We start from the raw sequence: 22,689 nt of genomic DNA, 5'->3' as shown, positions 1-22,689 counted from the left end.
CCGGGACGGGGGAACGGGCGGGGTCTACCGGGCGGCACGGCCCGGTAGCCTCCGCCCCGCGAGTGCGGGAGTTCGCCGCCGCGTGCGGAGCCCGGGGAGCCGAGGGGCGTGGCGGTGCTCTGCTCGGGGCACCTCGCGCCCCGGTCGGGTCTCGGGCTCCGGGGCCGTGCGGTGGTCAGTAGCCGGAGAAGGAGCGGACCGGCATCCGGGGGCCCCGGCGGGGTGCGCCCAGGCCGGCGGCGGCCAGGAGTACGCACACCCGGCCGCGGTGCCCGGCGAACGGGGCCAGCAGGTCCAGCATCCGGGCGTCGTCCGCGCGCGGCTCGCCGGCCAGGGCCCACGCGACGATGTTCGGCAGGTGGTAGTCGCCGACGCTGACGGCGTCCGGGTCCCCGTACACGACCCGGACCACCTCGGCGGCCGTCCACGGGCCGATCCCGGGCAGCGCCGTCAACCGCGCGGTGGCCTCGGCGGCGTCCGCGCACCGTTCCAGGCGCGCCGCGACGGCCGCCGCCCGGCGCAGTGTGTCGGCCCGGCGCTGCTCGACCCCCAGCGGGTGGAACACCCAGTACGGGGCCGCCGCGAGGTCCGCCGGGTCCGGGGGCACCCACAGCTCGGGGACCGGGCCGGGCGCGGGGGTGCCGAACTTCCGGACGATCGCCGAGTACGCCCCGTAGGCCTCCTTGCCGGTCACCTTCTGCTCGCAGATCGCGCGGAGCAGCCGGGCGAAGACCTGGCCGGTGGCGGGCAGCCGTACCCCCCGATGGGTCTTCGCCAGTCGGGCCACCAGGGGATGGGTGTCGGCGAGCTCCGCGAAACCGGTCAGGTCGTCGCGCAGGCCGGCGACCGCGTCGGCGTGGTCCAGCGCGTGGGCCGCCCCCGGGCCGTGGGCGGTCGCGTGCAGGTCCGGGCCGACCCTGGTCAGGGACAGCGCGGCGGGGCCGTCCGGGGTGCGGGCCGTCCACCAGAACGTGCCGGCGACGAAGCGGGCGCACGGGTCGTGGCGGCCCATCGAGAGCGGGGCGACGGAGCCGGCGAGGTGGTAGCCGGCCGGGGGAGTGAGTACCCGGAGCACGCCCCCACTGTCCCACGTGCGGCCGGGTGCCGTGGGGGCCACCATCGGCTCGAGCTCCGGCCGCCGCCCCAGGCCTTCGCCGTCCGCGTCACGACGACCGCGCCGACCCTCCGACGGAGCATCGGAGAGTCGGCGCGGCGTCGCTGTCGTGCCTAGCAGTGCGCCTTCGCGCGGCTGATCGTCGTCGCCAGGGCCGGCGGGCCGTCCAGCGGGGCCGGGTCCTCCGGGGTGGGCTGCACGCCGCCGGCCGCGATCGCGTCCAGCGCCCGCATGCCGCGCTCGTCCACGTGGCCGAAGACCGTGTAGTTCGGGCGGAGGATCGAGTCGGCGTACACCAGGAAGAACTGGCTGCCGTTGGTGTCCGGGCCGGCGTTGGCCATGGCCAGGGTGCCGCGCGGGTAGATCCGGCGCTGGCCGGTCGGGTCGTTCGGCGCGGGCGGCAGGTTCGTGGGCAGCTCGTCCTTGTACTTGTACCCCGGCCCGCCCTCGCCCGTCCCCGACGGATCGCCGCACTGCAGCACCTTGAGCGTGCCGTACGTGGTCAGCCGGTGGCACGGGGACCGGTCGTAGAACCTGCGCTCGACGAGGTGCAGGAAGCTCTGCACGGTGCAGGGCGCCTGGGCCCGGTCCAGGACGACGGTGATGTCGCCGTGGTTGGTGCGCAGCTCGGCGTCCACGGTGCCCCGGGCCGGCGTGCGGCGCGGGTCGGGCGGCAGCCCCACCCGGCGGACGGGCGGCTCGTCGGGCGTCTCCGTGTACGCGCACGGGCCGTGGGTCGTCTTCGGCGGCTTCGGGTCTCCGGCGGCGAGCGCGGGACCGGCGCCGACGGCGACCAGCGCCCCGGTGGCCAGCGCGACCGTCGCGAGGTGCGCGACCGCCCGGCTCGGACGGCGGACTGGGGATTGGGGCACGGGGGTCCTCCCGGGGACAGGGTGCCGGAATTCGGACACGAGTATCGGTTGTAGTCGATACGCCACCCGCAGTCAAGGGCGGCCGGCCGCCCTACAGGTCCCGGTCGAGCCTTCGGGACAGGCGGTCGAGGGCCTGCTCCGCGCGCCGGCGTACCTCCGGGTCGGGGTCGTCGAGGAGTTCCCGCAGCCCCTCGGCGTGCTCGGCCTCCCCGACCGCGCCGAGCGCCCGGCACGCGGCGGCGCGGACCCGGGGCACCGGATCGCCCAGCGCGACCGCGAGCGGTTCGGCCGCCTCGCCGAGTTCGCGGAGCGCGCACACCTTGGCCGCCATCTCCCGGACCCGCCAGGCCTCGTGCCCGAGCGCGCCCACGACGGCCGGGCCGGCGGTCGGCCGCCACGCGTAGAGCAGGGCCCGGGCGGCCCACACGGCGGGCCAGTAGACGAGCGCGTCCAAGGCGAGGAGGTTGTCGGCGCCGCGTCCGCCCAGGTGCAGGATCAGGTCCACGTCGTCGGCGGGTACGCCCCGCAGCAGGTCCGCGCACCGGTCGACGACCTCGGGCTCGCCCCACCGGGCGCAGGCGGCCCGGACCCGCTCGGCGGGGCTGGCGGACACCGGGACGGGCGCGGTCACCGCTCCATCATGCCCGACACCCACCCGACAGCGGGCCTGTCTGCAAGTCGCCGCGCACCGGACCGCAGGCCGCCGCGCACCCGCCCGCGGGCCGTCGCGGGCCCGCCGCGCGCCGCCACCGTCCCACCCGTGATCAGGCGCCGTCGCGGTCGAGCAGCGCGCGCACCCGACCGGCGAGCTCGATCGACGCCTCGATCTCCACCTTCCGGATCGACACGCTCTCCACGTTGAACCCGAACGGCATCCCCAGGCGCCGGCAGAACGCGCTCAGTTCCGCCGCCGCCGTGACGCAGTAGTCGTAGGACTCGGTGAGCGGGTCGGGCGCGTGCGTGAGCGCGTTCTCCAGCCAGCTCGGGATCCTGACGCCGAGCCACTGCAGGAACGCCAGCGTCTTCAACGACCCGCAGACCGACAGGGTGAACAGGATCGGGCGCGGCGGCACCCCGCGCTCCAGGCAGGCGTAGTAGTAGTCCGAGACCAGGCTCTTGGTCGCGTCGACGTCGTAGATCACCTGCGAGATGAAGAAGGCGCACCCCTGCTCCTGCTTGCCCATGATGCGCAGGTGCTCCTCCCCGCCCCGGACGTGCCGCTCGGTGATGGCCACGCCGCCGAGCAGCATGTCCGGCCGGATCTCCCGGCGCACCTCCTGGGCGCGCCGCAGGCCCGTGCGCACCGTCTTCTGGCTCGACGACGCGCCGACGAAGACACTCAGTACCCGGTCGGTGTCGGCGTCGCGCAGCCAGGACCGCAGGTCGTCCTCGGGATACTTGCTCACGCACCGGTAGACCACGACCGGCCGTTCCCAGCCGGTCAGGTACTCGGCGTGGAACTCCGCCGGGTCGAGGGTCGGCAGGTAGGGGAACGGCCTCTCGTCGGGGTTGCGGTCCCGCTCGTCGTCGATGTCGTAGAGCACCAGGCCGTCGACGCGCAGCGGGGCCAGCCGGGCGATCGTCCGGGCGGCGACCTCGCGGACCTGGTCCGGCGGGGCGCTCCGGCGCGGCGGCGTGATGCCGAACAACAGGACGCCGCTGTGCGCGCCGGTCAGCAGGGTCGCGAGCGGTGGTCGCCCGTCCGTGGTGTCGGCCACCGGCGATGTCCCGTTCTCCTCCAGCATGCACGGACTATAGCCAAGCGCCGGCCCGGCCCGGTCCCGGTCGTGGGCCGCACCCGCGGCTAGTCCCCGCCGCGCAGGTACGCCAGCACCGCCAGCACCCGCCGGTGCCCGTCCGCCGCCGGCGGCAGGGTCAACTTCGCGAAGATGTTCCCCACGTGCTTGCCCACGGTCACCTCGGACACCACCAGTAGCCGGGCGATGGCCCCGTTGGAGTGCCCCTCGGCGATCAGCGCCAGCACCTCGCGTTCCCGGTCCGACAGCGTGGACAGCGGATCGCGCCGCCGCCGGACCAGCTGCCGCACGACCTGCGGGTCCACCACGGTCCCGCCGTCCACGACCTGGCGCAGCGACCCGATGAACTCCTCGACGTCGACGACCCGGTCCTTCAGCAGGTACCCGATCCGCCGCCCGTCGCCGGAGTCCAGCAGGTCGGCGGCGTAACTGCGCTCCACGTACTGGCTGAGCGCGACGACGGCCAGCTCCGGGTACCGCCGCCGCAGTTCGACGGCCGCCCGCAGCCCCTCGTCGGTGAATCCGGGCGGCATCCGGATGTCGGTGACGACCAGGTCGGGGGCGTGCTCGGCGACGGCGGCGACCAGGGCGTCCCCGTCGCCCACGGCGGCCACCACGGTGAAGCCGTACGCGGTGAGCAGGCCGGCGAGCCCCTCGCGGAGCAGGACACCGTCCTCGGCGAGGACTACGCGGACGGGCACGGCAGCTCCACGCGGACGAGGGTCGGACCGCCGACCGGGCTGGACACGTACAGTCTGCCGCCCACCGCCGCGGCCCGGTCGGCCAGGCCCGTGAGTCCGGAGCCGCGCGCCGGGTCGGCCCCGCCCCGGCCGTCGTCGTGGATCTCGACGGCGAGCCGGTCGGCGCCCCGGGCGGCGTACACCCGGGCGCCGGTCGCGCCGCTGTGCCGGGCCACGTTGGCCAGGGCCTCGGCGACCACGAAGTACGCGGTGCCCTCGACGGCGGCGGGCAGCCGGTCGGGGAGGGTGGCGTCGACCTCGACGGGCATCGGGGAGGAGTCGGCCAGTTCGCCGAGCGCGGCGGGCAGGCCCCGGTCGGTCAGTACCCGGGGATGGATGCCCCGGATCAGGTCGCGCAGCTCGTCCATCAGCTGTTTGGCCTGGTCGTGAGCCTGGGTGACGTGCGGGTACGCGGGGGAGTCGGCGGGGGTGCGGACCCGGGCGATGCCGAGGTGCAGGGTGAGGCCGACGAGCCGCTGCTGGGCGCCGTCGTGCAGGTCGCGCTCGATCCGGCGGCGCTCGGCCTCGAACGCGTCGACGAGCCGGGCCCGGGACCGGGACACCTCGACGAGTTCGGCGTGCAGGCCGGTGTCGGCGGGGCCGGCGAGCAGGGCGCGGGCGAGTGCGCCGTGCGCCCCGGCGAGCAGGCCGATCAGGTAGGGGACCGCCACCAGGAGCAGGAGGCCGACGGCGCAGTACGGCAGGGTCTCCGGCACGGTGTCGGCCTGGCCGAACCCGAGGGAGATCGAACCCGAGCCGATCAGGAGCGGGCTGGCGGCCAGGGCCACGATCAGGAACGTCACGAGCCCGACGGCCCCGTAGACCAGCGGGGCGACGGTCACGAGGAGCACCGCGTAGGCGACGGCGCGCCAGGTGCCCGGCTCGGTGTAGCGGGTGACCAGCCAGGACCAGGGGCCCACGGCCGGCGGCCGGCGGTGCGGGGTCGGCACCGGGCGCAGGTCGACCAGGGCGAGCCTGCGGCGTTCCAGGGCGGCCAGCGGGAGCGCGACGAGCGGGCCGAACGCCCCCATCAGGACCGTGCCGGTCACGATCAGGACCGCCAGGGTCGGGAGGGTGGCGTGCGGGCTGTCGGAGGCCACCCCGCCGGCGGCGAGCATCCAGGGCATGCCGAGCACGGTGAGCGGCACCGCGACCACGGCGGCCGGCAGCGGGGTGCTGGCCACGTAGCCGAGCGACCGCCACGGCCAGCCGGTGCGGAGGAAGGACAGTCGGGTCAGCGCGGACAGCGCCGTGGAGATCGTCACCCGACCCACGCTAGTCAGCCCCGGCGGCCCGTCCCACCGGTCCGCCCATAGTCCCCGGGTATGGCCCGCCATACCCGCGTGACGGTGGCTGGTGGTCGGGTCTTCGCAGCTCACCGATGATTTCCTGGCCTCTCCGACGTGAGAGGGGACCGTGCTGTGACACCCAAGGTCAAGGGCGTCCTGATTTTCCTGGTACTCGCCTTCGGGCTCGCCTGGGCGTCCATGTTCGCCGCCCGCCTGCTGTGGGGGCTGTCCCTGGCCGACCCGCGCGTCCAGCTCCCGATGGCCTTCGCCCCGGCGGTCGCGGCCGTGGTGGTGCGCCGGTGGGTGACCCGGGAGGGCTTCGCCGACGCGGGGCTGGGCCTGCGGATCCGGCCGGCGTGGACCTCGTACCTGATGGCGTGGTTCGGGCCGTTGTTCTTCGTCCTGTGCACCGTGGCGGTCGCGGGCGCCTCCGGGGTGCGGATCCCGGACTGGTCGGCGCTGGACCGGCTCGTGGACGGGGTACCCGGCTGGGCCGTCGTCCTCGTCCTGCTGGCGGTCCTGCCCCTGCTGGCCCCGGTCTACTGGGGCGAGGAGTTCGGCTGGACCAGCTACCTGCGCCTGCGGCTGTTCCCCGCCCGGCCGGTCGCCTCGGTGGTGGTCACCGGGCTGATCTGGGCGGTATGGCACTACCCGCTGGCGTTCCTCGGCTACGTGCACTTCCCGAACGTGGTCGTGGGCCTGACCAGTTGGACGGTGTCGTTCGTCCTCCAGGAGATCATCCTGGCCTGGCTCCGGCAACGCGGCGCCAGCGTGTGGGTGCCGAGCCTGGCGCACGCCGGGAACAACATGGTGCTGTTCCTGCTGTCCGGCGCGCTGCTCACCCGCGACGGGGTCGAACTGGACCCGACGCTGGTCAACGTGTTCGCGTCGGTGCCGATGGCCGTGCTCTGCATCTGGATCCTCGGCACCGGCCGCCTGCGCCCGCTCCCGCCGGCGCACGCCGCGATCGCCCCGGAGCCGGCGTCGGACCCGGGGCCGGCCCGCGCGCCGGTCGCCGCCCGGCGGGAGACGCGGTGACCACCGGACCACGGCCACCCGGCGGGATCTGACACACTCCGCTGATGACGACCAGCGACCCCGCCCCGCCCGCCGTCCCGACCGCGCGCCGCAGGGTGGGGCTGCTGGCCGGGGTGGCCCTCGTGGCCGCCGCCGCGGACATCCTGTCCAAGGTGCTGGTGGTGGCCAACCTCGCGCCGGGCGACGAGCCCCGGTTCCTCGGCGGCCTGGTGTACTTCACGCTGATCCGCAACCCCGGTGCCGCGTTCGGGATGGCCAGCGGCATGACCTACGTGTTCGCGCTGGTCGCGGCGGTGGCCGTCGTGGTGATCGTGCGGATGGCGTCCCGGCTGCGGTCGGTGTCCTGGGCGGTCGGGCTCGGCCTGCTGCTGGGCGGCACGATCGGCAACCTCGGCGACCGGCTGTTCCGCGCGCCCGGGTTCCTGCGCGGGCACGTGGTCGACTTCGTGTCGGTGTTCGGGCCGAACGCGCAGTACTTCCCGGCGTTCAACGTGGCCGACGCGGCGATCACGCTCGGGGTGGCCACCCTGATCGTCGCGACCCTGCTGGGCATCGACCTGGACGGCACCCGGCGGAGCATCACGAAGCGGTAGCGCCCCCGGTCCGGCCCGGCGGGCCGTTACGGTCGCCGCACCGGAGCCCGGTCCGGCGCGCCGGTTCCGGTCACACCCACCCGCGCCGCACCGCCTGCACCCCCGCCTGGAACCGGTTCTCCGCCCCCAGCGCGTCGAGCAGCACCCGCATCCGGCGCCGCAGACTCCGGGTACTGGTCCCGAGCTGGCGCGCGATCGCCTCGTCCTTGAGCCCGGACAGCAGCAGGAGCAGGATCCGCCGGTCCTCGGCGTCCAGCGGATCGGTGTCCGCCGGCCCGGACGCGGTGAGCGGCACCGCCTGGTCCCAGAGCCGTTCGAACAGGCTGACCAGGGCCGCGACCAGGGTGGTGCCCCGGATGACGACGCTGCGGGTGATCGGCGGGTCCAGGTGCAGCGGCAGCAGGGCCAGCTTGCGGTCGGCGACGGCCATCTTCACCGGGATGCCGGCGAGCACCCGGGCCTCCTCGCCCGCGCGGGCCAGCCCGGTCACGTCGTCGAGGATGCCGGGGATCTCGAACGCCGACGGGTCGTAGATGGCCCGGTACCGCACGCCGCGCCCGAGCAGCATGTGTTCGAGGGGATTGGAGTGGTCCAGCACGTACGGCGGCCGGTCCAGGCTCATGATCTCCTCGGTGGCCTCCTGCTGGAGCCGGACGAACCAGCGGCCCAGCTCGTCGGCGCTGGTCAGGAGTTCGACGCCCTCGCCGGGGCGGGCGGCCTGGCCGATGGCCCGGTACACCGCCTCGAGTTCGGCGGCGGTGTCCGTGACCCGGCTGAGGTCCTCGTGCGCGTTGCGGACCAGGGCCGCCACTGCCGTGGTCGGGCTGACGGCGGTCCACCGGGGCGGGCGGCCGGACAGCCGGCTGACCAGCCCGTACCCCCGGAGGCGCGCGAGGGCCGCCTGAAGCTTGTCGATCCCCGACCCGGTCCGGGTCGCCAGGTCACGCACCGTCACCGGCGGACCCGCCAGGACGGTGCGGTAGACCCGCTCGTCGAAGGGTGCGACGCCCACGGCGCCGAAGACGAGCTCGTCCCCGCTGCTGGTTCCCATTGTGTTTGATCATGGCCGGTTCCGGCGCGGGCCGCAACCGGACAGGGGTCACACCTGGCCGATCGTCCGGGGCGCGGCTAGAAAGAGCACACGACCGACCCCCCTTTGGAGACGGAATGCTCAACGAACCGCATCCACGGCCAGCCTCCCAGGCCCCGTCCCCGCAGTCCCGACGCCGGTTACTCCTCGTGGCCGGGGTGGCACTCGGCACCGCGCTCAGCACGTTCGGCGCCCTCCCCGCCGTCGCCGAGCCCGCCGCCCCCGCCCCCGCCGGCGCGCCGCAGGCCTACCAGCCGCCGAAGCAGGTCACCCTCGTGACCGGCGACCGCGTCACCATGCGGTCCGGCAAGGACGGGTTCGCGCCCGCCGAGATCGTGCCCGGCCCCGGTCGGGAGAAGGTCACCTTCCTCCGGCAGCGCGGCCCCAAGGGCTGGACGGTGCTGCCCACGGACGCGATGCCGATGCTCGCCCAGGGCCGGCTCGACCCCCGGCTGTTCGACGTGACGACCCTCGTCGCGACCGGCTACGACGACGCGGCGCGCGCGGAGCTGCCGCTGCTGGTGCAGTACCAGAAGAACGGGGTGCGGGCCAACGGCTTCGCCGCGACCGGCGCGACCGGCGTGCGCGACCTCGGCGCCATGGACCTGGTCGCGATGTCCCAGCCGCGGGCGAAGGCCGCCGACGTGTGGCGGAGCCTGACGCCCGGCAAGGGCACCCTGCGCGCCCTCGACGCGCCGATCGCCAAGGTGTGGCTCGACGGGAAGTCCAAGCTCCAGCTCGACCGGAGCGTGGCCCGGATCGGCGCGCCGGCCGCGTGGGCCGCCGGCTGGACCGGCGACGGCGTCAAGGTCGCGGTCCTGGACTCCGGCTACGACCCGACCCACCCCGACCTCGCGGGCCGGGTCCTGGAGTCGGCGAACTTCACCCCGGACGCCGACGCCGTCGACCACAACGGGCACGGCACCCACGTCGCGTCCACGATCGCCGGTTCGGGTTCGGCGTCCGCCGGCCGGTTCACCGGCGTCGCCCCCGGGGCGAAGCTGCTGGTCGGCAAGGTGTGCACCACCGACGGCGAGTGCACCGACTCCAGCGTGATCGCCGGCCTGTCCTGGGCCGCGACCCACGGGGCGAAGGTCATCAACCTGAGCCTGGGCAACCCCGATGCCCCCGACAACGATGTCGTCGAGCAGTTCGTCGACGCGATCACGGCGCAGTACGGCACCCTGGTCGTCGCCGCCGCCGGCAACTACGGCCGCGACTCGGTCATCTCGCCGGCCACGGCCGACAGCGCCCTTGCCGTCGGCGCTACCCTGCCCACCGCCAACGACGTGGTGTGGGGCTACAGCAGCACCGGCCCGCGCCGCCGGGACGGGGCCATCAAGCCCGACCTGGTCGCCCCGGGCGTCGGCATCGTCGCGGCCCGCGCGGCCGGCACCGGCGAGCCGTTCGAGGACCAGGAAAACTACACCGAGATGTCCGGTACGTCCATGGCGACGCCGCACGTGACCGGGTCGGCCGCGATCCTGGCCCAGCAGCACCCGACCTGGACCCCCGCGCAGCTCAAGGCCCAGCTGATGGGCTCGACCAACCCCGCCGCCGAGCTCGGGGCGTTCATCCAGGGCGCCGGCCGGGTCGACGTGGCCCGCGCGGTCAGCCAGCAGGTCGTCCAGGAGCCGGCGGCGCTGAGCTTCGGGATGGTGCGCTGGCCGTACAAGACGAACGCGCCGATGGTGAAGAACCTGACGTACCGCAACGACAGCGACAAGCCGGTCACGCTCCAGCTCAGCCAGGTCGAGCTCGACGGCAAGGGCAAGCCGGCCCCGGCCGGTCTGTTCGTCCTCGGCGCGACCCAGCTGACGGTCCCGGCCGGCGGCACCGCGAAGACCACGGTCAAGGTCGACTCGAAGGTCGGCTCGCCGAACATCTACAGCGGCACGGTCATCGCCCGCTCCGCCGACGGCAAGACGGTCGTCCGCACCGCCGTGGGCGTGCAGTTGGAGGAGGAGAGCTACGACCTCGCCGTCACCCTGACCAGCCGCACCGGGGGCGTCCCCGACGCGGTGGACCTGCGGGTGTACGACATCGAGCGGCAGCGCACCTACTTCGGCCGCCTCGACGGGCACACCTACCGGGTCCGGCTGCACGCCGGCAAGTTCACCGCCTCGGCCGTGATGGGTTCGCCGCGCGCCGGTGACCCCGACCTCCAGGACCTCACGCTGGGCGCGGAGCCGGAGTTCGACCTGAAGGCCGACCGGATGCTGCTGTTCGACGCGCGCAAGGGCAAGGCCATCGTGAACAGCGCGCCGGACCGTTCCGCGCGGATCGCCAGCTTCACGGTCGGCACGGTGCAGCTCACCTCCGGCCAGGACTACGTGACGGCACTGGACCAGCGCTCCGCGATCGGCGGCACCACGATCGAGGGCCTCTACATCCTGCCCAGCGTGGGAACGGGCAGCAACCAGTTCGTCTACCAGAACTTCACCCAGTGGGCGAAGCCGAAGGGCGACGGCACGTTCGACGCCAGCCCGTACGTCTACCACCTGTCCCGGGTCGTCCCCGGCAAGGTGCCGGCCGACGGCGGCGGCTACCGGCCCAGCGCCTCGGACCTGGCCAAGGTGGACACCACCTTCGCGTCGGCCGCGGACAAGCACCTGGGCACGCACTCGGTGAACCCGCTGCTCTACGGCCGCGACGTGGGTCGGTTCAACGACACGGTCGGCGACTTCCCGCTGCCGTTCACCCGGACCGACTACTACTCGACGCACTCGGCCCTGAGCTGGGCGCCGACGTTCATGCAGCTGCACTCGCCGCCGGACTCGTGGAACAACTTCGACCGGCTGACGATCGGCAACCCGCGGGTGTTCAAGGCGGGGAGGAAGCAGTCCGAGGTGTGGAACGGGGCGGTGTTCGCCGTCGGGCTCGACCCCGAGATCGCCGGGAACCGCCGGGTGGGCGACACCCTCTGGCTGGGCATGCAGCTGGGCGCGAACGGCGTCCGGGAGCACCTGGTCGCCGAGCACGACAACTTCCTCACCAAGCTCGTGATCTACCGCAACGGCGAGCGGATCTACGCCGGGCGGTACACCCCCTGGGGCATCCAGCTGCCCCCGGACCCGACCGAGGCGAACTACCGGGTCGTCGTCGCGCACATGGCCGATCCGGGCGACTCGCGGCTGTCGACCTCGTACAAGGCGGAGTGGACCTTCAGGTCGAAGACCGGCAAGGGTGACACGGTCGCGCCGCTGGCGATGCAGGCCGTGCGGCTGACCCCGGAGCTGGACGCGGAGAACCGCGCGCCGGCCGGCTCCTTCACCATCCCGGTGGCGGTGGAGCGGGAGAAGGGCGCGGCGGCCTCGGCCGTGAAGAAGCTGACCGCCGAGGTGTCCTACGACGACGGCGCGACCTGGAAGCCGGCCAGGGTCGGCGGCCGGGGCACGGCGTGGACGGCCACCGTCGAGCACCCGAAGCGCGGCGGCGGGAAGTTCGTGTCGCTGCGGTTCACGGTGACCGACGCGGCGGGGAACACGTTCACGGAGCGGATCGAACGGGCCTACGGCCTGAAGTAACGCGCAGGTAGGGGGCCCGCGACCACGCCAGGTCGCGGGCCCTCGCGCGTCAGGGGCGGGGTGCGGAGCCCGGGCGGCGCGGCGGGTCCCGCCGGTTTCGGCGGGGTCATCGGGTCAGTCCAGTATGGAATGCTGGGCGGATGGCAACCGGCCGGCGGTCCACCGCCCCCCTGTGGGTCCTTCCCGACAACCGGGTGTACGTGGCCCGCCTGATCATCCTCGCCCCGTTCCTGCTGATCGGGATGGTGCTGTTCTTCTTCCGGATGCTCGCCGGCGGCCGGACCGACGAGGGCGCCGGCGTCAACGGCGCCCTGATCGGCACCGTGCTCGGCCTCGGTCTGCCCCTGCTGTGGGTCGGCGGCCTGCTCGTCCTGCGCCGGCTCAACGCGCGGATCATCCTCGACGGGGAGCGGATGACGGTCCGCAACGCCTGGCGGTGGCCGGTCCTCGTCGTGCCGATGGACGACGTCACGGGGCTGCACCCGGTGGAGGTGAAGGTGGGCACCGACGGGGTCCGCCCGGGCCGGCTGGTGCTGACGACCAGCCACGCGCGGCCGTTCGTGCTGGACACCCGGCTGTGGCGGGCGGAGGAGTTCGGGCGGCTGCTGCGCCGGCTCGCGGTGCCGGTGGCCGAGCCGGAGACCGTGCGCTGGGAGAACCTCCGAAAGACCTTTCCGGGGGTACGGATGCCGTGGCTCCAGGTCCATCCCGGGGTGGTGGTGGGCGTCGGCACGGTGGCGACCCTGGTGTACATCTTCGTGATCGTGAACCTGGCCTTCCGGGTCTGACCGGGCTCCGGCGCCGGGGCGGCCCGGGGCGTTCCCGGGGGCGCCGGCACGGTCACCCCCGGGAACGCGGTCTCAGCAGGCGGTCCCGTTCACGGTGCAGCGCGCCGGCACCCCGGTCCCGGCGACATTGAACCCGAAGCTGGCCGTCCCGCCGGGCTTGACGGTCGCGTTCCAGCCCAGGTTCGCGAACCGGTAGTGCTGCCCGGTCCGGGTCATCGTCGCGCTCCAGGAACTGGACACCGTCGACCCGGCCGGCAGGTCGAACTCGACCACCCACCCGGTGATGGCCGCCGTCCCGGGATTGCGCAGCGTGTACGTCGCGCCGTACCCGTTGCCCCACACCGACGTCTGGGCGAACGTGGCGGTCAGCCCGCCGGTCGGGGGAGTGCTCGGCGGCGCGGACGTGGGCGGCCGGCTGGTCGGCGGCGCGGACGAGGGCGGCGCCGAGCTGGGCGGCCCGGTGGTCGGGGGTGCCGAGGTCGTCGGCGTGCCGACCGTCCTCAGGAACAGCGAGGCCCCCGGATCGGTCCGGGTCGCGTCCACCCCGTGCCCGCCCGCGTAGTCGCGCTGCTCGTTGTGCGCCCAGTCCGCGATGGGCGTGCCGGCGACGTCGAGGTGCTGGTACCCGGTGCCGTTCCAGCCGAACTGGTACACCCTGTGCCGGTCGGCGTAGTAGTCGCCGTAGGGCGCGTTGTCGGAGCCGAGCTGCTTGGTCATCGCGTTGTTGAAGAACACGTTGCGCGGCCCGGACGCCCCGGACCACTTGACGGCCTTCTTCCCCGCGCCCCACCAGATCGGGAACCAGTTCGAGTCGTCGGGGGCCCCGCCGCCCTCCTCGCCGCAGTTGGCCGTACAGCTGCCGGACCGGTGGGCGTAGGGCACCCGGACGGTGTTCAGCTCGAAGAGGTTGTTGCGTTCCCAGCCGCCGTGCAGGTTGAGGTCGGAGTCGAAATCGTTGCCGATCACGACGTTGCCGGACGCGGACCACTGGAAGGTGAAGTGCCGCAGGTTGCGCGACGTGTTGCCCGCGTACAGGGAGTCCCAGACCCGGGAGCCCCGGAAGTACCCGTTGCCGCCCTTGCCCTTGTTCCAGGCGCCGTCGAGGGAGTTGTCGACGATCTGGAGGTTCCTGGCCTCCTCGGTGACGATGGGGTGCGAGCCGGTCATCTCGGCGCGCACGCCCCGTACCCACGAGTTGGCGGCCCATTTGAAGACGATGCCGTGCATCTCGCCGGCGGGGGCCATGTTGCCGTAGTTGTGCACGGCGTCGGCCCGGCTGAGCCCGGGCTCCTCCTGGGTCATCGTGAGGTTCTCGAAGCCGACGCCGAGCACCGGGTCCACGATGGGCGCGGCCTTGGACTCGTACGTCGCGCCCTCGATCGGGGCGGAGCCGTCGGACACGGAGGTCACCGGGACGTCGTACTCGAGCGGCTTGTCCAGGGTGAGCGTCCGGCCGGTGGCGTCGACGGCGGCGATCGTGAACAGCTGCTGGCGCATGTGCAGGTTCTGCAACGGCCGGTCGGTGGGCAGGGCCTGCTGCTGCTCGTAGAACTTCGTCGAGTTCGCGGCCCGGATGTTGACCAGCCCGCCCGGGACCAGCGCGGCGAGGGAGCCGCTGCTGGCCAGGTGCACGACGGTGTCGCCGGTGCGGCCCGCGTACCCGGGGTCGCCGGGCTTGTCGCGCAGTTTCACGCCGACCTTCCAGTGCACGTTGACGGTGCCCTCGAAGATGTCCCTGCGGTTGGCGGGCGCGGCGGCGTAGTCGGCCGCGTAGGCGGTGTGCACGCCCCGGGACTGGACCCGGAACAGGCCCCGGCCGGGCCACAGCCAGCCGCCCTTGCCCTGCCCGGACACCATGGTGTCCTCGTCCCAGTCGGAGCCGTCCGGGGTGAGGGTGTCGTACCGGGTGTTCGCGTCGGGCCGGTAGACGATCCGGGTGTCGGCCCCGGCGCCCCGGATCACCAGGTAGTCGGCGTCGACGTGCAGCTCGCGGGACACGTCGAGCACCCCGGCGGGCAACGAGATCAGACTCAGCTTCGTGTACGAGGCGCTCGGCGAGCAGTTCGCCTTCACCGCGTCGATGGCGGCCTGGATGCCGGCCGTGTCGTCCACCCCGTCGCCGGGGGTGGCCCCGAGCTGGGCCAGTTCGGCGGGGGTGATCTGGCAGGCGGCGGCCGGATTGATGTCGCCTGCGCCGGGCAGGTCCGCGCCGCCCCGGTAGCCGGCGTGGCTCCAGTCGTACAGGCCGGCGATCGGGGCGCGGCGGTTGGCGGCGGACAGGTTCAGGCCGGGGGCGGCGCCCGGGGCGGTGGGGGCGGACAGCGCGATGGGGGCCGCTGCGAGGACCGCGACGGACGCGACCGCCGCCGTCGCGAGCCAGGGCGCACGGATTCGGGGCACGGGTACCTCCGGGATAGGCAAGGTTTCTTACAGTCAAGGGTCTCGATGCCAACTGGTCAACTACCGTTCAGAATCTGGCACGGCGTACACGTACATGAACGCGCGTTGTCCGGGTGCCGGCGCCTCTGTCCCGCTATGGTCGAGGCCATGACGGTGTACCCGACCAGCCGCGCGTGGCAGCGCATCGAGCCGCCCGGCACCGAGCTGGCACTGTTCCGCGAGCACGGCGGCCTCACCGCCGAGGGGGTGGCCGTCGTCGGCGGCGCGACCCCGTACACGGTGCGGTACTCGCTGGCCACCGACGAGCTGTGGCGCACCCGGCGGCTCGACGTCGACGTCACCGGGGTCGGCTGGCGGCGCACCGCCCGCCTCGAACACGCGGCCGGCCGGTGGCGGGTGGCCACCGGCGAGGAGGGCCGGCTCGACGGCTCGCTGCCTGGGATCGAGGACGCCGACCGGCTGGAGGAGGCGGTGGACGTCGACCTCGGCCTGTGCCCGCTGACGAACACGCTGCCGATCCGCCGGCTCGACCTGCTGTCCGCGCAGGTCGGCACGAAACACAAGCTGACCATGGCGTTCGTCCGGGTGCCGACCCTGGAGATCTACCCGCACGAGCAGACGTACACGGTGCTCGGCGCGGGCCGGATCGGCTACACCTCGCTCGGCTTCACCGCCGAACTCGCCATCGACGACCACGGCTACGTCACCCACTACCCGGGTCTGGCCAACCAGATCTAGACCGGCGGTTCCAGCCCGAGGACGACCGCCGCGACCCGCACCTGTGCCCGGAACAGCTCGTCGCGCAGCACCGGCTCCATCCAGCCGAACTGCCCGTTGGCCTCCAGTGACACGAACCCGTGCAGCGCGGACCAGGCCAGCAGCATCGCCTGGTAGGTGGCCGGGCCGATCGCGTCGGCGTACTCCTCCAGCTTGTGGGTCGCGAACGCGGTGAACGCGGCGCTCACGTCGCCGACCAGGGGCGCGCCGAGCCGCCCGCCCTGCTGGTTCGCCAGCACCAGGCCGGCCAGGTTGGCCATGGCGCGCTGGGCGGCGTCGGTGGTGGGGCCGTCGACCGGGGCCGAGTACCCCGGCACGGGCACGCCGAAGATCAGGGAGAAGCGCTGGGGGCTGGCCGCCGCCCAGGTCCGGTACGCCGCGCAGGTGGCCACGAACCGGCCGCCCAGGTCCTCGGGGGCCATGGACTCCCGCGCCTCGGCGAGGGTGGTGCCGAGGTCCACGAAGGAGTCGGTGACCATCGCGGTGAGCAGCTCGTCGCGGTCGGCGAAGTACCGGTACAGCGCGGGCGGGGTCAGGCCCATCGCCCGGGCGATGTCGGTGAACCGGACGTCGACCGTGCCCTGTTCGCGCATCAGGTCCAGGGCGGTCTGCTTGATCTCGTCGAGGGTCGCGGCGCGGGCGCGTTGCCGCCGGTTGGGTGGCTCGGCCAGGCCGGCGGCCCGCTCGGCGGCGGTGCTGTGGGCGGACATGTGGCCTCCGTTCCGATTCGGTAGTGGTGCGGGCCACATCGTCGGGCGGCCGCTTGACAAGGTTACGGCACATCGTAACAGTTATGAGGCGTAACTGAATTGACGTGGCCTCACCTACCCCCGGAGGATTCCATGGCCCAGCCCCTGCTCGACGACCGGGCGGCCCCAGAAGGGGCCTCCGCGCCCCCGCCCCCGCCCGGCCCCCTCGGCCGGCTCGCGGGCTGGAGCTACCGGCGCCGGGGCACCACGGTGCTGCTGTGGCTGCTCACCCTGGCGGTCGTGTTCGGCCTGTCCACGGCGTTCGGCGGCAAGTACAGCGCCGACTACACCGCGCCGGGCTCGGACTCCCGGGCCGCCCAGGAACTGTTCGCGAAGAACTTCCCGGCCCAGTCCGGCGACACGATCAGCGTGGTCCTGACGTCCGAGGCCGGCGTGCTGACCCCGGCCGGCAAGGCCCAGGTCGACGCGCTCCTCGCCGAGATGGCCAAGGTGCCGCATGTCCGGAGTGCGGAGGCCCCGGACCCGGCGCGCGGCGCGGTGGCCCTCCCCGAGGGGAAGACGGCCATCGCCCGGCTGGTCCTCGACGTGGACAACCCCACCGACATGCCCAAGGCCGACACCCGCCGGCTCCTGGACCTGGCCGACGGGGCCGGCGGCGGGCTCACCGCCAGCCTGGGCGGCGAGGCCGTCCAGATGGCCGAGCAGGGCGCGATCGGCTCCGAGGGGATCGGCATGGTCGCCGCCGCGCTGATCCTGCTGCTCACCTTCGGCTCGATCGTCGCCGCCGGCCTGCCCCTGCTCACCGCGCTCGCCGGCCTGGCGGTCAGCAGCCTGCTCATCCCGATCGTCGCCGCCGTCATGCCGGTACCCGACTGGTCCACGTCGCTCGCGGCCATGATGGGCATCGGCGTCGGCATCGACTACGTCCTGCTCCTGGTCACCCGGTTCCGCGAGTGGCGCGCCGAGGGGCTGGAACCGGAGGCCGCGACCGTCGCCACCCTGGACACCGCCGGCCGGTCGGTGCTCGTCGCCGGCATCACGGTCATCGTCAGCATGCTGGGTCTGTTCGCGATGGGGCTGTCGTTCATGCGGGGCGCGGCGTTCGCGGCGATCCTGTCCGTCCTCGTCGTGCTGGCCGCCTCGGCGACCCTGTTCCCCGCGCTGCTCGGCTACCTCGGGAAGAACGTCGACAAGCTGCGGATCCCGCTGCCCCGCCGGAAGGCCGCCCGCGCCGCCAACGTGATCAGCCCCGGCTGGCTGCGCTGGAGCCGGTACGTCGAACGGCACCGGGTGCTCGCCGCGCTCGCCGGGGTGGCCGTGCTGCTCGCCCTGGCCGCGCCGTTCCTCGACGTCCGGTTCGGCTTCCCCGACGCGGGCAACGACCCCGAGGGCAACTCCAACCGCCGCGCGTACGACACCGTGTCCGCCAGCTTCGGCCCCGGCGCCAACGGCCCGCTGCTCCTCGTGGCCGAACTGCCCGCGTCCCGCGACACCGCCGCGCTCGACGCCCTGGTCACCCGGCTCGGCACCACCCCCGGCGTCGCGGCCGTCAGCCCGGTGCAGACCAACGGCGGCTCGGCCGTGTTCACCGTCATCCCGAAGACCGGCCCGCAGGACACGGCCACCGAGGACCTGGTCCGGGTCCTGCGCGAGGACGTGATCCCCGCGACCACGGCGGCCGGTACCCCCGTGCATGTCGGCGGGTTGACCGCGACGGCCATCGACAGCTCGGCCAACATCGTCAAACGGCTCCCGCTGCTGGTCGGCGGTGTCGTGATCGTGTCGATGCTCCTGCTCCTGCTGGCCTTCCGCAGCGTGGCCGTCGCCCTCAAGGCCGCCGTGATGAACCTGCTGTCGGTCGCCGCCGCCTACGGGGTCGTCGCCCTGGTGCTGCGCGGCGGCTGGGCCGGGCAGCTGATCGGGATCGACAACCCGACCCCGCTGCCGGCGTTCGTGCCCGTGCTCACCTTCGCCGTCCTGTTCGGACTGTCGATGGACTACGAGGTGTTCCTGGTCAGCCGGATGCGCGAGGCCTGGCTGCGGACCCGGAGCAACAGCGAGTCCATCGTGATCGGCCTCGCCGGCACCGCCCGGGTGATCACTGCGGCGGCGGCCATCATGGTCGCGGTGTTCGCCGCGTTCGTCCCCGCCCCCGAGGTGCCCATCAAGGTGATCGGCGTGGGCATGGCCTCGGCCATCCTGATCGACGCCACCCTGGTCCGGATGCTGCTCGTCCCGGCCGTGATGCACCTGCTGGGCGACCGCAACTGGTGGCTGCCGGCCTGGCTGGACCGCCGGGTGCCGCAGCTGCACATCGAGGGCCCGCCGCCGGCCTGACCCGCACCCGGTGACCGCCCCGCGCGGCCACCGACCCTCCGCCGCGCCCGGACCCCGCGTCCCGGCGCGGCGGAGCGCTGTCCGTCCTACCCACCGGAGTGGAACCGTCGGACTGTTGCCCGCGTCGGATGGACCATCTACCGTCGGGGCGAGCGTCCGTTCAGGTGCACCCCACCGGGCACGCGCGTCGCGTCGCGCCGACAGAGGGGGGTACCGGATGGCCGACCCCACAGCCGTCGACCAGCTCCGGCTCGGCGACCACGTGTGCTGGACGTTCGACGACGACGCCCGGTGCGCGGCCGCCGTTGCCCGGTACGTGGCCGCCGGCACCCGCGACGGCCACCGGGTCATCTACTCCGCGCCCGGCGCCCCCCGCGCCGACATCGCCGACCGGCTGACCGCGCACGGCGTGCACGTCCCCGCGCTGGTGGCCACCGGGCAGCTCCAGATCGTGACGGTGCCCGACACGTACCTCAGCGGGGGCGAGTTCCGGCCGGCCGCCGTCCTGGAAGGCTGGACGCACCGGCTGGACGTGGCCCGCGCCGCCGGCTACCGGGGCGTGCGGCTGGTCGCGGACCGGTCCTGGCTGGCCGGTTCGGTGGCCGGCGCGCACCGGGTCGCCTGGTACGAGGCCCGGGCCAACCGGGTCTTCGCCGACGGCTACGCGATGGGCCTGTGCCTGTACGACCGCCGGCTGTTCCCGCCGGTCGCCCTGAGCCGGATCGCGTCCGCGCACCCGGCGACCTGCCGGGCCGGGGACGGGCTCGACGGCCCGTGGACGCCGCTGCTGCGGATGGCGCGCACGGAGCACCCGGCGGGGCTGCGGCTGGTCGGCGAGGCGGACATGTCCAACCGGCCGGCGCTCGCGGCGCTGCTCAGCGCCCTGTTCGACGAGCCCGGGGTGGGGGAGGGGCCGCTGGTGGTGGACGTGTCGGCGTTGAGCTTCGCGGACGCGCCGACGGCGACGCTGTTCGTCCGGGCGGCGCGGGCGTCCCCGGCGGGGCTGGTGCTGTGGGGGTGTTCGGCGGCGCTGGCCCAGCTGGTCGGGATGGTGCCGGGCGCCGGGGACGGCCGGCTCCAGGTGGTCCCGGCCCTCTGAGCCGGGGCACGGCGACGGCGGTGCCCCGGAGCGCGTGCCCGACCTCGGCTGGCGGGACCGACACTCCCGTCACACGGGGGTGTCGGGTTCCGCCGGGCGCCTCAGGACCGCAGGGTGCGCAGGTCCAGGAAGTGCCACACCATGCCCTCGTTGTCCCCCGTGGACCACAGCAGGAAGTCGCCGCGCGCCCCGACGGCCCCGGCCACCGCCGACACCAGCACGGAGCGGTGGCCCGCGATGTCGTACACGATGAGGGGTCTGACCGGGCCCGCCATCGTGTTCGAGATCGCGCCCGTGAAGATGTCCAGGTCCCGCACGCGACCGATCGGGTATCCGATGAGCCCGACCTCGCGTCCCCCGATCGGCCGCACGTCGGTGCCGTCCACCCGGCGCAGCTCCAGCGTCGCGTCGTCCGTGGACCGGCACCACACGGGGCCGCAGTTGACGTTGCGGCCCTTCGCCGCGGGCACCTTCAGCTTCGCCCGGGTCTCGAAGTTGAGCAGTTCGACGGACGAGCCGGACGTGCTCACGGCCGGCGAGCCCCAGGGCCACTGCGACAGGACGAACTTTCCCGGGTACCGCGCCACGGCCACCGCCCCGCCGGTCACCGGCACCGACCGCACCTCCGTGTCCCCGCCCGGCCCCTCGGCGACCCAGCGGACCACGCCGTCGACCACCTGGAGGTCCAGGGAGCCGCCGCGCAGCCGGGGCGTCCCCGTGTCGGCGGCCAGCACCCGGGACTCGCCACCGGCCACGTCGGCGGTCCACAGCGTCTGGTGCGCCCCGCCGGAGATGTCCTTGACGTTGAGGAACCAGAACAGCTGCCCGCCCCCGGACGTGTACGCGTCCAGCGACCGGGCCATGCCCGTCACGTTCGGGGACAGTTCCCGGATCCCGGCGGGCGACCGCAGCACGTACGCCGGGGCCCGGCCCGCGCCGCTGCTCATCCCGGTCGAGAGGTCCGGCCCGAGGACCAGCAGTGGCAGGAACGTGCTGCCGTCCGGCTGCGCGCCGGGGATCGTGCCGGGCACGGCGGCCGGCCAGGCCGTCTCCAGGGGCACCGGTGGGCCGGTGGTCTGCGGGGCGGAGGCGGCCGGCGGGGTGAGCGGCGGCGGGGCCGGCAGCGCGAACAGCGTGCCGACGGCCGCCACCGCCACGCCGGTGGCCACCCGGAGTCGTAGGTCCATCAGTGCGGAGCGTAGAGGCGCGGCAGGTGCCTCGCATACCGCGAAAACCCTATAAAACCTGACGTTAGATGCCTCGAAAGTGGACGAACCTACGGATTGTCGCCGGCTTTCCCCCGTTTCCGCGTGCCGGAAACGCCGACCGGTGGCGCACCCTCGGTGGATCCGGGGAGGGTCAGCGGCGCACCCGGGGCCGGGGGATCCGGCCCAGGGGGTCGGCGGTGCGGGGCAGCGAGCCGTAGACCCGGCCGGCGTGCGCCTCGGCGGGCGCCAGATCCAGCACCCGGTCGCCGCGCCGCGCCCCGGAACTCATCCGGTACAGGCCGGGGGCCTCGGGGACGATCCGGCGGGCGGCCGGCATCCCCGCCACCGGACCCGTGGGCGTCGAAGATCCGGCACCGACGGGTACGGGAGCCCCGGCACCCGGTCGGCGGCGCGGCGGGGCGACCGCCTTCTCCGCGTAGTCGAGCAGGGCGCGCCCCACCAGGTCCGCGCTGGCGGCCGTCGCGACCGTCCGGTAGCCGGCGGCCGGCGCCGGGGCCGTGCGGGCCGGACCGTCGCCGACGAGGTCCTCCCAGGCCCGGCCGTCGTCCGGGTCGGACACCACGACCGGCGCACGCAGCACGTCCCCGGCGACGGTGCGCACCCCGGTGACCTTGCCGGCCTCGATCGTGACCCCGACGACGGGGGTCCGGGTCCGCACCTCGCCCCCGTACGCCTCGATGGCCTCCACCAGCGTCGACGTCAGGATCTGTCCGGTGTCGCCGAGCAGTTCGTCGCCGAGCATCGCGGCGTGCGACACGGCCGGCACCTGCTCCGGGGCGAGCCCGTGGTCCCCGTTGCGCGTCCCGAGCACGGTCCGGGCCCGCGCGGACAGCCCGCAGTCGCCCATCACCTGGTCGAGGGTCCGCCGCGCGCACGTGACGAACAGGGTGCTGGGCGCGGCCGGGCCGTCGGGGTCCATGCCCCGGATCTCGGCGTGCAGCGCGGAGCACATGTCCACGTACCGGCAGACCTGCGCGGCCTCGTCGGGGAGCGCGGCGACCATCCGGGCCCGGTACCCGTCCCAGCCGCCGGTCCGCAACGCCGGGATCCCGGGCAGCGCGTCGAGCCCGTCGGGCTCCCAGAACCGGAACCGGTCGTCGAGCCCGAGGCCCTGGTAGACCGGGGGCACCGCCGCGGCCTCCTCCCCACCCACGGTGGCCTGGCGCTCCACCACGAGGACCCGGAGGCCCCCGGCGACGGCCAGGTACGCCGCGCACGTCAGTCCGCTGTGACCCGCGCCGACCACGACGGCGTCCCAGCCGTCGGTTCCGAACTTCGCGTTTGTCATACCCCGCAGCTTGGCCCGTCCGGGCAAGCCCGGCGTCGGGC

General features: G+C 74.2%; 18 protein-coding genes. 7 read left to right on the top strand and 11 right to left on the bottom strand.

Annotated features, from left to right (window positions below; all coding sequences use genetic code 11):
• Positions 1-175: 175 nt before the first annotated feature.
• From AB0M43_RS03080 to AB0M43_RS03055, 6 genes are all read right to left on the bottom strand, one after another.
• Entirely contained in the window at positions 176-1,075 is a 900-nt protein-coding gene (locus AB0M43_RS03080; RefSeq protein WP_363720604.1) for a DNA-3-methyladenine glycosylase 2 family protein, read from the bottom strand.
• Positions 1,076-1,227: 152 nt separating this feature from the next.
• On the bottom strand, positions 1,228-1,986 hold the full coding sequence (locus AB0M43_RS03075) for a peptidylprolyl isomerase (protein ID WP_363720602.1): 759 nt from the start codon (positions 1,984-1,986) through the stop codon (positions 1,228-1,230).
• Between the two features lie 91 nt (positions 1,987-2,077).
• Positions 2,078-2,617 (bottom strand): HEAT repeat domain-containing protein, encoded by a 540-nt coding sequence (locus tag AB0M43_RS03070; RefSeq protein WP_363720600.1) that lies wholly within the window; start codon positions 2,615-2,617, stop codon positions 2,078-2,080.
• A gap of 133 nt (positions 2,618-2,750) precedes the next feature.
• Positions 2,751-3,731, bottom strand: coding sequence for a 5,10-methylenetetrahydrofolate reductase (locus tag AB0M43_RS03065; RefSeq protein ID WP_363720598.1), 981 nt, complete (start codon positions 3,729-3,731; stop codon positions 2,751-2,753).
• A 59-nt stretch (positions 3,732-3,790) separates the two neighbouring features.
• Positions 3,791-4,444 carry a response regulator transcription factor gene (locus AB0M43_RS03060; RefSeq protein WP_363720596.1) on the bottom strand — a complete coding sequence of 218 codons (654 nt, stop codon included), beginning with the start codon at positions 4,442-4,444 and terminating at the stop codon, positions 3,791-3,793.
• Positions 4,429-5,748, bottom strand: a complete 1,320-nt coding sequence (locus AB0M43_RS03055; protein ID WP_363720594.1) for a sensor domain-containing protein — start codon at positions 5,746-5,748, stop codon at positions 4,429-4,431. The genes AB0M43_RS03060 and AB0M43_RS03055 overlap by 16 nt, the downstream gene beginning before the upstream one ends.
• A gap of 156 nt (positions 5,749-5,904) precedes the next feature.
• On the opposite strand from AB0M43_RS03055, the gene AB0M43_RS03050 reads away from it, so the two are divergent.
• Positions 5,905-6,810, top strand: coding sequence for a CPBP family intramembrane glutamic endopeptidase (locus tag AB0M43_RS03050; protein ID WP_363720592.1), 906 nt, complete (start codon positions 5,905-5,907; stop codon positions 6,808-6,810).
• A gap of 44 nt (positions 6,811-6,854) precedes the next feature.
• Positions 6,855-7,403, top strand: a complete 549-nt coding sequence (lspA, locus tag AB0M43_RS03045) for a signal peptidase II (RefSeq protein WP_363720590.1) — start codon at positions 6,855-6,857, stop codon at positions 7,401-7,403.
• 70 nt (positions 7,404-7,473) lie between these two features.
• Here lspA and AB0M43_RS03040 read toward each other — a convergent pair whose 3' ends face one another.
• Complete coding sequence (locus AB0M43_RS03040) at positions 7,474-8,454, bottom strand: helix-turn-helix domain-containing protein (protein WP_363720588.1); 981 nt, start codon at positions 8,452-8,454, stop codon at positions 7,474-7,476.
• A gap of 116 nt (positions 8,455-8,570) precedes the next feature.
• Here AB0M43_RS03040 and AB0M43_RS03035 point away from each other — a divergent pair, with 116 nt between their 5' ends.
• Positions 8,571-12,020, top strand: a complete 3,450-nt coding sequence (locus AB0M43_RS03035) for a S8 family serine peptidase (RefSeq protein ID WP_363720586.1) — start codon at positions 8,571-8,573, stop codon at positions 12,018-12,020.
• 140 nt (positions 12,021-12,160) lie between these two features.
• Positions 12,161-12,808 carry a hypothetical protein gene (locus AB0M43_RS03030; protein WP_363720584.1) on the top strand — a complete coding sequence of 216 codons (648 nt, stop codon included), beginning with the start codon at positions 12,161-12,163 and terminating at the stop codon, positions 12,806-12,808.
• A gap of 72 nt (positions 12,809-12,880) precedes the next feature.
• On the opposite strand, the gene AB0M43_RS03025 is transcribed toward AB0M43_RS03030, so the two are convergent.
• Positions 12,881-15,208: a cellulose-binding domain-containing protein gene (locus tag AB0M43_RS03025; RefSeq protein ID WP_363720582.1), complete on the bottom strand. Its 2,328-nt coding sequence runs from the start codon at positions 15,206-15,208 to the stop codon at positions 12,881-12,883.
• A gap of 147 nt (positions 15,209-15,355) precedes the next feature.
• Between AB0M43_RS03025 and AB0M43_RS03020 the strand changes: the two genes are divergently transcribed.
• On the top strand, positions 15,356-15,946 hold the full coding sequence (locus AB0M43_RS03020; RefSeq protein WP_363720580.1) for a putative glycolipid-binding domain-containing protein: 591 nt from the start codon (positions 15,356-15,358) through the stop codon (positions 15,944-15,946).
• Here AB0M43_RS03020 and AB0M43_RS03015 read toward each other — a convergent pair.
• Positions 15,943-16,695: a TetR/AcrR family transcriptional regulator gene (locus AB0M43_RS03015; RefSeq protein WP_363720578.1), complete on the bottom strand. Its 753-nt coding sequence runs from the start codon at positions 16,693-16,695 to the stop codon at positions 15,943-15,945. The genes AB0M43_RS03020 and AB0M43_RS03015 overlap by 4 nt on opposite strands.
• Positions 16,696-16,827: 132 nt before the next feature.
• Between AB0M43_RS03015 and AB0M43_RS03010 the strand changes: the two genes are divergently transcribed.
• Positions 16,828-19,032, top strand: a complete 2,205-nt coding sequence (locus AB0M43_RS03010) for an MMPL family transporter (RefSeq protein WP_363720577.1) — start codon at positions 16,828-16,830, stop codon at positions 19,030-19,032.
• 217 nt (positions 19,033-19,249) lie between these two features.
• On the top strand, positions 19,250-20,131 hold the full coding sequence (locus AB0M43_RS03005; protein WP_363720576.1) for an MEDS domain-containing protein: 882 nt from the start codon (positions 19,250-19,252) through the stop codon (positions 20,129-20,131).
• Positions 20,132-20,232: 101 nt separating this feature from the next.
• Here the strand turns inward: AB0M43_RS03005 and AB0M43_RS03000 are convergent, their stop codons facing one another.
• Positions 20,233-21,318 (bottom strand): hypothetical protein, encoded by a 1,086-nt coding sequence (locus AB0M43_RS03000; RefSeq protein WP_363720575.1) that lies wholly within the window; start codon positions 21,316-21,318, stop codon positions 20,233-20,235.
• 172 nt (positions 21,319-21,490) lie between these two features.
• Positions 21,491-22,648: an FAD-dependent oxidoreductase gene (locus tag AB0M43_RS02995; protein WP_363720574.1), complete on the bottom strand. Its 1,158-nt coding sequence runs from the start codon at positions 22,646-22,648 to the stop codon at positions 21,491-21,493.
• Between the last annotated feature and the right edge of the window lie 41 nt (positions 22,649-22,689).

The sequence above is a fragment of the Longispora sp. NPDC051575 genome (assembly GCF_040681875.1).
Taxonomy (GTDB): Bacteria; Actinomycetota; Actinomycetes; order Mycobacteriales; family Micromonosporaceae; genus Longispora.
Note: the sequence above shows the minus strand (reverse complement) of the source record. Positions and strands in the feature narration are given on the sequence as shown.

Bases quoted from the DNA above. Each gene is read 5' to 3' on its own strand.
- AB0M43_RS03065 (WP_363720598.1), bottom strand. From the start codon at position 3,731: ATGCTGGAGGAGAACGGGACATCGCCGGTGGCCGACACCACGGACGGG.
- lspA (WP_363720590.1), top strand. From the start codon at position 6,855: ATGACGACCAGCGACCCCGCCCCGCCCGCCGTCCCGACCGCGCGCCGC.
- AB0M43_RS03040 (WP_363720588.1), bottom strand. From the start codon at position 8,454: ATGGGAACCAGCAGCGGGGACGAGCTCGTCTTCGGCGCCGTGGGCGTC.
- AB0M43_RS03035 (WP_363720586.1), top strand. From the start codon at position 8,571: ATGCTCAACGAACCGCATCCACGGCCAGCCTCCCAGGCCCCGTCCCCG.
- AB0M43_RS03030 (WP_363720584.1), top strand. From the start codon at position 12,161: ATGGCAACCGGCCGGCGGTCCACCGCCCCCCTGTGGGTCCTTCCCGAC.
- AB0M43_RS03020 (WP_363720580.1), top strand. From the start codon at position 15,356: ATGACGGTGTACCCGACCAGCCGCGCGTGGCAGCGCATCGAGCCGCCC.
- AB0M43_RS03015 (WP_363720578.1), bottom strand. From the start codon at position 16,695: ATGTCCGCCCACAGCACCGCCGCCGAGCGGGCCGCCGGCCTGGCCGAG.
- AB0M43_RS03010 (WP_363720577.1), top strand. From the start codon at position 16,828: ATGGCCCAGCCCCTGCTCGACGACCGGGCGGCCCCAGAAGGGGCCTCC.
- AB0M43_RS03005 (WP_363720576.1), top strand. From the start codon at position 19,250: ATGGCCGACCCCACAGCCGTCGACCAGCTCCGGCTCGGCGACCACGTG.
- AB0M43_RS03000 (WP_363720575.1), bottom strand. From the start codon at position 21,318: ATGGACCTACGACTCCGGGTGGCCACCGGCGTGGCGGTGGCGGCCGTC.
- AB0M43_RS02995 (WP_363720574.1), bottom strand. From the start codon at position 22,648: ATGACAAACGCGAAGTTCGGAACCGACGGCTGGGACGCCGTCGTGGTC.